This window comes from Williamwhitmania sp. (assembly GCA_035529935.1).
Taxonomy (GTDB): Bacteria; Bacteroidota; Bacteroidia; order Bacteroidales; family Williamwhitmaniaceae; genus Williamwhitmania.
Genome location: DATKVT010000194.1, coordinates 1 through 8,953, shown reverse-complemented (window position 1 = coordinate 8,953; position 8,953 = coordinate 1). Strand labels below are relative to the sequence as shown.

General features: G+C 44.5%; 4 protein-coding genes. 3 read left to right on the top strand and 1 reads right to left on the bottom strand.

Going from position 1 to position 8,953, the window contains the following annotated elements; all coding sequences use genetic code 11:
• The 3 genes from VMW01_14830 to VMW01_14820 all read left to right on the top strand — a co-directional run.
• A partial coding sequence (locus VMW01_14830) for an IS1595 family transposase (GenBank protein HUW07520.1) occupies positions 1-104 on the top strand: 104 nt, incomplete at its 5' end.
• Between the two features lie 46 nt (positions 105-150).
• Complete coding sequence (locus VMW01_14825) at positions 151-966, top strand: WecB/TagA/CpsF family glycosyltransferase (protein ID HUW07519.1); 816 nt, start codon at positions 151-153, stop codon at positions 964-966.
• A gap of 842 nt (positions 967-1,808) precedes the next feature.
• The gene (locus VMW01_14820) at positions 1,809-2,993 is read left to right on the top strand and encodes an ATP-binding protein (GenBank protein HUW07518.1); all 1,185 of its coding nucleotides are present in this window, start codon (positions 1,809-1,811) and stop codon (positions 2,991-2,993) included.
• A 1,484-nt stretch (positions 2,994-4,477) separates the two neighbouring features.
• On the opposite strand, the gene VMW01_14815 is transcribed toward VMW01_14820, so the two are convergent.
• On the bottom strand, positions 4,478-8,953 hold a 4,476-nt coding region (locus tag VMW01_14815), incomplete at its 5' end, for a hypothetical protein (GenBank protein HUW07517.1).

The following is an 8,953-nucleotide window of genomic DNA, read 5'->3' as shown; positions in this document are numbered from 1 at the left end:
ATCTACAGCAGTACCTTGATGAGTTCGTATACAAATTAAACAGAAGGTATTTTGGTGATAAAATCTTCGATAGGCTAGTGGTAGCCAATATTACAGGATTATGACACTTTACGGATATACATTATTTTTACTTCTATTTTAAGGCATAATATGATTTTTTGTGATTTACCTTCAGTTAATTTTTTTGGTTTAAAAATATCTGTATTCAGCGAGGAGGAGCTCATCTTTTCTATTGAGCAAGGTATGGTGAATAATACTCCAGCAAAAATCTACTATGGATACTCGTTGGCTGTACTCTCCTATCTTAAAAAATATCCATCATACCATAAAACAGCTCAGAAATTTGATGTAATGGTTACCGATGGTCGGCTTTTTTATCTATTGGCCAAGTTATTTGGGTTTAAGCTTAAATATGACATTTCAATTCCCATGTTAACCCTTCTTGCCATTGATATTGCAGCAAATAGCGGTTCCAAGATCATGCTTGTTGGTGGCACATCGGAATCAAATGCTCAAGCCAATGCTAATCTTAAAATCAACCATCCTAATATCAATGTTTTGGCTGGTATTGATGGCTTTTATGACAGGGCTCAGGAGGTTGAAATTATTGCAAAGATTGTTGATTCCAAACCGAACCTTTTACTTCTTGGTTTGCCCACACCAGAGAAGCAACTGCTGGCAACAAAACTTCGACCGTTACTCAATGGTTGTGTTATCATACCCTGTGGTGGTATGATTGATGTATTGGCAGGCAAAGAGAAACTCACTCCTCATTGGTTGAAGAAGATTGGATTGGCGAGTATTTACAGACACATTCAGCACCCCAAGCGAATACCAGAATTAATATTGATCCTGTTCAGGACTTTAAAAGTAAGTAGCGTGATCTTCTACCTAAAGTTTATCCGTAGGTCGGAAAATATCGACATCCCATCAATTGTATGTGGAAATAATTCAACTTCTGAGTAATGAGAATTGTCCATGTTTTAGTATGCTTTGCCCATTTAAAAGAGTTACAAGTAACAGGTGACGAAGTTACCTAGGAGTCCACAGATGCACTGTTTCAAGCTTCAATCCCTCTGTGAAACACTGTGAAAACACCGTGTAACTCTGTGATAAAATAGTGACGAGTTGGAGCGCAGCGGAGATCTCGATTCATCGGGGTTACGAGTTACAAGGTGACTTGGCTAAAGTCAATAGCCTAATCCCCCTAAAAAACATATTTAAGCATCTGAACACACAAAGACGTTTGAAAAGATGTTTAAAATCGCAAAAAGATGTTTGTAAAAATGTATTTTTTGTGAAAAAATAACGGTGCAGCCTCCGGCCTCAATTTCTCAGTGAAACTCTGTGTAGCAAAAGAGTCAGAAGACCGGAGTCGGGAGACAGAAGTTGATGACCGAAAACCTACAATTTTAATTCATCCCAAAATAAAATCCTCGACCAACTGGCCGGGGATTTTGTTTGATGTTAAAGGTTATTCGTTATCTACCTACATCCCCAATTCCTCTGTGAAACTCTGTGTGCCCACCGTGTAACTCTGTGTAGCAAAAGAGAACGGAGACCGGAGTCGGAAGACAGAAGTTGATGACCGAAAACCTACAACTTTAATTCATCCCAAAATAAAGTCCTCGACCAACTGGCCGGGGATTTTGTTTGATGCTAAAGTTTGTTTGGTATTTACCTACAGCCTTAATGTCTACAGTCTAACTCCACCCGGCCTGGGATTTTTCTTTATCAACGGTGGTCCAATTTGATTTTGTTAATCATTATGAGTAATTTTACTCATGGTATTGAGTAAAATGTAAAATATGTTCGAACGCGCAGAATTGCAGATACTTAAAAAGCGAATTGAAGAACCAAGAAGGTTTATTCAGGTGGTAATGGGTCCTAGGCAAGTAGGAAAAACCACCATGGTGAATCAGCTGTATAAGCAGCTACCTGTGCTATGCACTTTCCAGTCGGCTGATGCGGTTGCAGCTACCAGCACAGTTTGGCTGGAGCAGGTATGGGAAGCTGTGCGCATTAAAATTAAAGCCCAGTCACTCGGTGAATATCTGCTGATTATTGACGAGGTTCAAAAAATATCCAACTGGAGTGAGACTGTCAAGAAGCTTTGGGACGAGGACTCGAGGAACGGAACCCCCCTAAAGGTCATTTTGCTGGGCTCGTCGCGATTATTACTTCAAACAGGATTAACGGAGTCGCTCACTGGTCGGTTCGAAATACTTTACCTGTCGCACTGGTCATTTTCCGAAATGAACCGGGCATTTGGCTGGGATGAGGAGACCTATGCATGGTTTGGTGGATATCCCGGTAGTGCCGAGCTTATTGGCGATGAACCGAGGTGGAAGAAATATGTGAGGGACTCGCTCATTGAAACAAGCATTTCCAAGGATATACTTATGCTAACCAGAATAGATAAGCCCGCCCTCTTGAAGAACCTTTTTGAGCTAGGTTGTCTATATTCGGGCCAGATTTTGTCCTACACAAAAGTGCTGGGGCAGCTCCAGGATGCTGGCAATACAACCACGCTATCGCACTATCTTAATCTGCTCGAAACAGCGGGGCTGTTGGGTGGAATTGAGAAATACTCTTCGGGCGAAATCCGCAAACGTTCCAGCAGCCCCAAATTTCAAGTATACAACAATGCGCTGCTTAGCGCTCAAAAGGGAAGCAGTAAAGCAGAGGAACTTATCGACCCTGCCGGTTGGGGTAGGGTGGTTGAATCATGTGTTGGTTCGCACCTTGTAAACCATTCAGTAAAGAATGATCTTTCAGTTTACTACTGGCGCGAAAGAAATAGCGAGGTTGACTTTATTTTGGAGAAACACAACAAAGTTGTTGCCATTGAGATTAAGAGCAACGCATCAAAGAATACCGCAGGTCTAGCTGTTTTCAAGCAAAGATTCAATCCACATAAGATATACCTGATTGAGAATAAAGGGCTCTCCTGGAAAGAGTTTCTCACCATTAACCCAATGGACCTATTCTGATTAGAAGCGTTAAACTTCTACTGCAAAAAATAGGATGTAATCTGGGTCATCTGCATTCTGCGGGAGCTCCGTCATGTGGCCAGACAGGTCGCCGAAGGCAAAACGGCTAACCTATAGCCTATATTTCTCTGTGAAACTCTGTGTGTGCTCAATGGAATTTTGTGTAGCAAAAGAGTCAGAAGGCTGGAGTCGGAAGCCGAAAGTCCAAAACCACGGCACCCCAGCAGGGTGCAATCTTTGTAGAAAAGATATGGTTTAGCGAGCAGCGGTGCACGCTCCAATATTGTTCAGTGCGCTATCGATTTCCTGCACCGCAATCAGCGTGGGTTAATAGAGCACGCCCACAAAGTTGCGTGAAAGTTTACCATCTTAATTACATCGCGTTCATGCTTCATCCTACCATACATCTCGCCCCTTCAGGGCTAGCATTAACGTGGAATTCGAATACACATGGCGACGCGAAGCAGAGCCATGTGCTGTCACATTTCGGGGCGTTGCCCCTTACGCCGCTCCACTAGCAATGCATTAACCAGCTCGTTCTGAAGGCCCAAAATGTTGGTGAAAGGGGAGAAGACCGAAGATTTGCAGGTGCCATCAACGGTTTAAATTCTGTTCCTTTTTCCCTGTAAAATCCTGCGAAACCTCGGTGTAACTCTGTGAAGATAAAAGAATTGGAAGACCCGGCACCCCAGCGGGGTGCAATCTTTGTAGAAGAGGTATGGTTTAGTGCGCAGCGGTGCACGCTCCAATATTGTTCAGTGCGCTATCGATTTCCTGCACCGCAATCGCCGAAAGGTGGCTAAAGAGAACGGAGACCGGAGTCGGAAGACAGAAGACAGAAGACAGAAGACAGAAGTTGATGACCGAAAACCTACAGCCTTTTTTCCTAACATTCTAACCCACAATACCCTAATTTGCTTTTAGAGATAAAAGTCGGAGCGCAGCGAAGATCCCGATTCATCGGGGTTAAAAGTTAAAAGACAAAAGGAACAAGGAACAAGGAACAAGGAACAAGGAACAAGGAACAAGGAACAAGGAACAAGGAACAAGGAACAAGGAACAAGGAACAAGGAACAAGGAACAAGGAACAAGGAACCCACCTATTGTGCAAAACACCATTCAGCACCCCAGCGGGGTGCAATGTTTGTAGAAGAGATATGGCTTAGCGAGCAGCGGTGCACGCTCCATCGTTGTTCGTTGCTCTACCGCTACCCTGCACCGCAACCGCCATAAGGTGCATAGTGCATGTCCATATTAAACGTGTGAATGCCTGCAGCCTTTTTTCCTAACCTCCTAACCCGCGAATATCCTAATTTGCTTTTAGAGTTACAGGTTACGAGTTACAAGGTGACTTGGCTAAAGTCAATAACCTAATCCCCCAAAAAAACAAATCCCCGACCAACCCGGCCGGGGATTTTGTTTGATGTTAAAGGTTATTAGGTATCTACCTATAGCCTATAGCCTAAATGTCTACAGTCTAACTCTCAATATCCAAACGTATTCGAAATGTGGTATTCCGGTCCGGTTTCCGGGGTTTTGTATACGTTAACTGTAGTTTGCACCTCGGTACTGGAGCATCCGGTGGTGGAATTCACCACCCTTAGCTTGTAGATGTATGGTGTATTTACGGCTGGTCCAATCCACGGAAGGTTGGCCGTAAGGTAATCGTAGGGGTTGAGCGGTGCGGCAACCTGGTCGAAGGAAACCACGCTTGCATCGGGTAGGGTGAGGAAGTAGGTGTAGGTTGTTCCGGCACCGCTGCGGCCTAGGTGAAGGGTGGCCTGATCGTTTTCGCACACGACGCCCCCTCCATCGGAGGTTAATGTTGCTGTGGGAATGGGGTTTACTACAATGTTAAGTGTTTGAGGAGCACTATCTCCACACCCATTGGTTGCTGTTACGCTTAGAGTACCGCCAGAGGCATTGTCGGCAAAATCGATGCTTCTCGTATTTCCACTACCGGTTATCGTAACATTTACTCCCGTATATGTCCACGTATAGGTAACGGATGGGTCGTTGGTAACGGCATAGAGAACGCCCGTAGTACCTGGGCAAACCGGGTTGTTGCCTAAGATTGCAGATGGCTGCAATGGAAGCAATGGGAAGCTCACAATTACATCGTCGAAGGAGCTACAGCTTCCATTGCTAATAGTCCATCGAAGGGTATAGGTAGAACCAAGGGTACCGTTGAATACACTATAATAAACGGTAGGGTCGACCACGGTACCTCCAGTGCCTGAAACTATGGTCCATACTCCAAAACCAATTGAAGGATCATTCCCGGCAAGGTTTGCGGTGCTAGCACCGCAGAGGGATTGGTTAGGTCCCGCATTGGCTACATCGGGAACCGTGTAGGATGTAATAGTTGCCGGATCAACCACCCCAGTTATAATTGGGCCAGCGTTTGGCGGATTGTTGTATGTAAAGCTTGTAAGCTGATAGGTAGTTCCTGTTGCATCGGTGGGCAAAATATAGGGTAACGCATTTACGGTTACCGCTGGTTGTGCTACCCCGCCTTTGTTGTAGTTTAAAATGAAATTAAGGTTCGATGAGTTTACACCCGTAAATAGCATTGGTATACCGCTACCACCGCACACTGGACCAGATGGATTAAGTTTTGCTCTTGGTTTTACAATGTTTATACAGGCAGTGGTAAAATCGATTGCACCTCCGGCAGGTATAGTTGTAACACTTGAGGTAGATACAGTTCCATTATTGTTGTTACCCGTTGCCCCCGAGGTTATCTCTTCCCATTTGCTGGTTCCGGTGTTATAGCTGGCTACCCGCATATCGGGTAGTCCGTTTTGGGTCATTAATGGAGTTAGATCGCTGGATGGATCCCAGTCCAAATTAATTACCGCTTGGTTTCCTGATGTGCCACTTACTGTCCAGTAGTCGTGCGAGTTTACGTACGATAGTGGTGCAGTAAAGCTGGTGTATGTAGAGTTTGGAGTAAAGTACTCCGCTGTCCAAAGCTGAGTTCCGGTTGCTGTTTGGGTAAGGGTCAACTTGTTTCCCAATACGGTTCCCTTCCCAATTGGGTAGAAGAAACTTTCGCCCGGGTTTATTTTTTTAGTCAATGGCCCATCTACATAGGAGGTTGAGCTACCACCGGAAGGCACCACGCAGTTAATTGCAGTATTGGTAATGGTTAATGCGTTTGCAGAGGAGGTGGTTATATTGCCAGCGGTCAACATTAAGTTGCCGGCCACTTCCATGGCACCTCCAGCATTAACGGTAAGTCCACTGCTATTGTTTATGGCAAAATTGTTAAATTTATTTACTCCGGTAAAATCACCCAATGATCCACCAATGGTTTGGGGTCCACTACCCTCGAAGCTAACAGTGGCGCCAGCACCGCTGCCACTAATAAATTTACCGGTATTATACCGTTCCATGGTGCCCTGAATGGTTAGCTTTTTATTGCTTAGGCTATTGTCGAGTGTTGGGCCGTCAATTAGTAGTCGGTTGCAAATGGTCAGATCTTTATTGGGTAGCGTTCTAGTACCGGTTCCGCTGAAGTAGAGATTAGGAATGGAGGTATAAAGGTCGGAAATCAAAGTATAGTCTAAGGTTCCTCCATACTCCAGCGTAGCATTATTTGCGCAGCTTAGGAAATCGGTATAACGACCTGCTGGGAAGGTGGCACTTTCGAGGTAGAGCTTACCACTTCCCTCAACCGTACCAAAGTTATTTCCCATGAAGGGGTAAACCACCTTCAATGTTCCATCAATTGTCATTCTGTAAGTAAATGCATAGTTGGCGTCGATGGATACAGTATCTGCTGCACTTATTGTAACAATAAATCCATTGGGGCCGCTAGTAAGCGTGTAGGGATCGCCACCCGTTTGAGTCCATACGGTTGGGTCATTCCAATTTCCATCCTTAATACTTTTAAACTGGGGTACCTCATTGGGTAACGCCGCATCGATACCGCAGGTATATTCACCGCTAAGGTTATTGGAGGTGGGAAAATCGAATTTAATCTCATTAATAAGATCAAAAACATTATCGGTTAAGTCATTCCCACCTGGGCCTGATTTTATCCAGCTGGTTCCAGGAACGAGCAGCGCCGCAGCAATATACTCTGCCTCAGTATTTGCACCTGTAACCCTAACATCTGCCTGCAGGTAGTTGAAAACTAGCGATCCTTGAAACCCTTGAATACCGTTACTTTCAACCTCCCAGTAGTAGTGTAAAACATTGTTAGGATCGAGCACTCCGGGGTGGTTATCGTTGATGTTGTTAACCCTAATGTATCCCGTGTTGGTAATGTCGGTATAGGATAGAACAGCAGGAGTGTATTTTCCCGATGTCCCTATGGGGTAGGTGAATGTTTGCAGAGCACCGCTGTAGATGCTGAAGTATTTACTTAATCCTACGTTACTAAATACGCCGTCGGAAGCGATCATTTTGGTGGGTCCAAACGAACTTCCTTCAATGGTACTGGCAGCCCCTAAGGTCATAAGGTACTTATTAATGTCCATAATCCCAGCAGTAAGCCTCAAATTCTTTTGAAGGGTAATACTGCTCTCGGTTCTAGCACCGGCAGAGTTATTTAGCTCTAACCGGCCAAAGGTTCCTGTGCCGGAGATGTGCTGCAAGACGCTACCATTGAGAATAACCCCTCCCTGGACGGCGTCACCATCGTAGTTGGCATTATTTACAAGATTGCCCTTTAAGTTAATATTAAAGGTGCTATTGAGTAGCTGACCCGAGCTGAGGGTTAGGTTATTGAAAACGGTAATATCCCTAATTAGCGAGAGCGAGGTAACGGGATTCACCACCAAATCGTAAAAGTCGGTAGCCGAAGAACCTTGAATCGATTGGGCTCCACCACTAAAAGTAGTAAGGTTATTATAGTGTTTGTAGGAACCATTATTGGTGAATCCACCCTTTACGGTTACATTAATGTTATAGTTCGTGTTGGCATCAAATATGCTATTCCCATTACTTATGGTAAGGTTGCCATTTAAAGTTAGTGGGCTAATAAGCAGCTTAACCGTTGCATTGCGTCCATTGGTGCCGGTAATGGTCAAACTGTTTAATGGCACGTTAGCATCTAGGAGGTAGTTCTGAACAAGACTAACAGCTGGACCTTGGGTAAAAATAATCTCGCCACCGGTAACCGTGCCGGCTGCGGGTCGTAGGTATAAATCACCGTAGGTAGTTCCACCTCCGCGAACAATAGTTAAGGTTCCCCCCGACATGTTAAATGCGCTTCCAGGATTGCACACCTCAAGTTTGGCATTTCCCGGTATTGCAGCCTGTCCGTTAATTTTTACATTTCCCCCACTTTGGGTATAGTTAAGAATACCGTTTGTGGTTGCAGGGTTACGGCGAATTTGGCCGTTTACCACTAAATTTCCACCCTGAATATCAATGGCGGAGGCCCCACCTCCAGAATATTCAATGTCGTTATTATTGGTTGTAGTGCCATTGGTTGGACCAACGTATACATTTCCATTAATCACCGTTAGCTTACCGTTTAAAAACAGGTCGTTGGTATTGGAAGCAGCATTGCCAATCAAAATATTGGTGTTGTTTCCGTTGTTTGGGTAATTGATAAGCAAGCCTGCCGAGGCGGGGATTGTAAATGGAGTTGCTTGAGAGATTGTAAAATCAGTTCCGGGATCGGTACGGCTATATATAAGCGTTCCGTTTTGCAGGGTCAGCCAATTATCAGTAGGAGTAGAGAGTGTGCCTCCAATGTCTACAGTAAGGGTGGTGGCCTGAGATGTACCCTTATTTACAGTTACTTTATTAAATATAGTAGTAGGTGTACCGCCAGTTATGTTCGTAACGGAGGCACTATTTGGTCCAAAAAAATTGAGGTTAATGTTGGAGAACCGTGCGTAGCTTTGTGTTCCGTAAAAGGCAAAACTATTATCAGAATTATTAATCAGATTTCCACCAATCGACATTGCGTTGTTGGTTGAGGTTGCCCAACTATCGAGACC

What these genes read in the sequence shown, in the direction of transcription:
- VMW01_14825 (HUW07519.1), top strand. Translation starts at nt 151, where the DNA reads ATGATTTTTTGTGATTTACCTTCAGTTAATTTTTTTGGTTTAAAAATA.
- VMW01_14820 (HUW07518.1), top strand. Translation starts at nt 1,809, where the DNA reads ATGTTCGAACGCGCAGAATTGCAGATACTTAAAAAGCGAATTGAAGAA.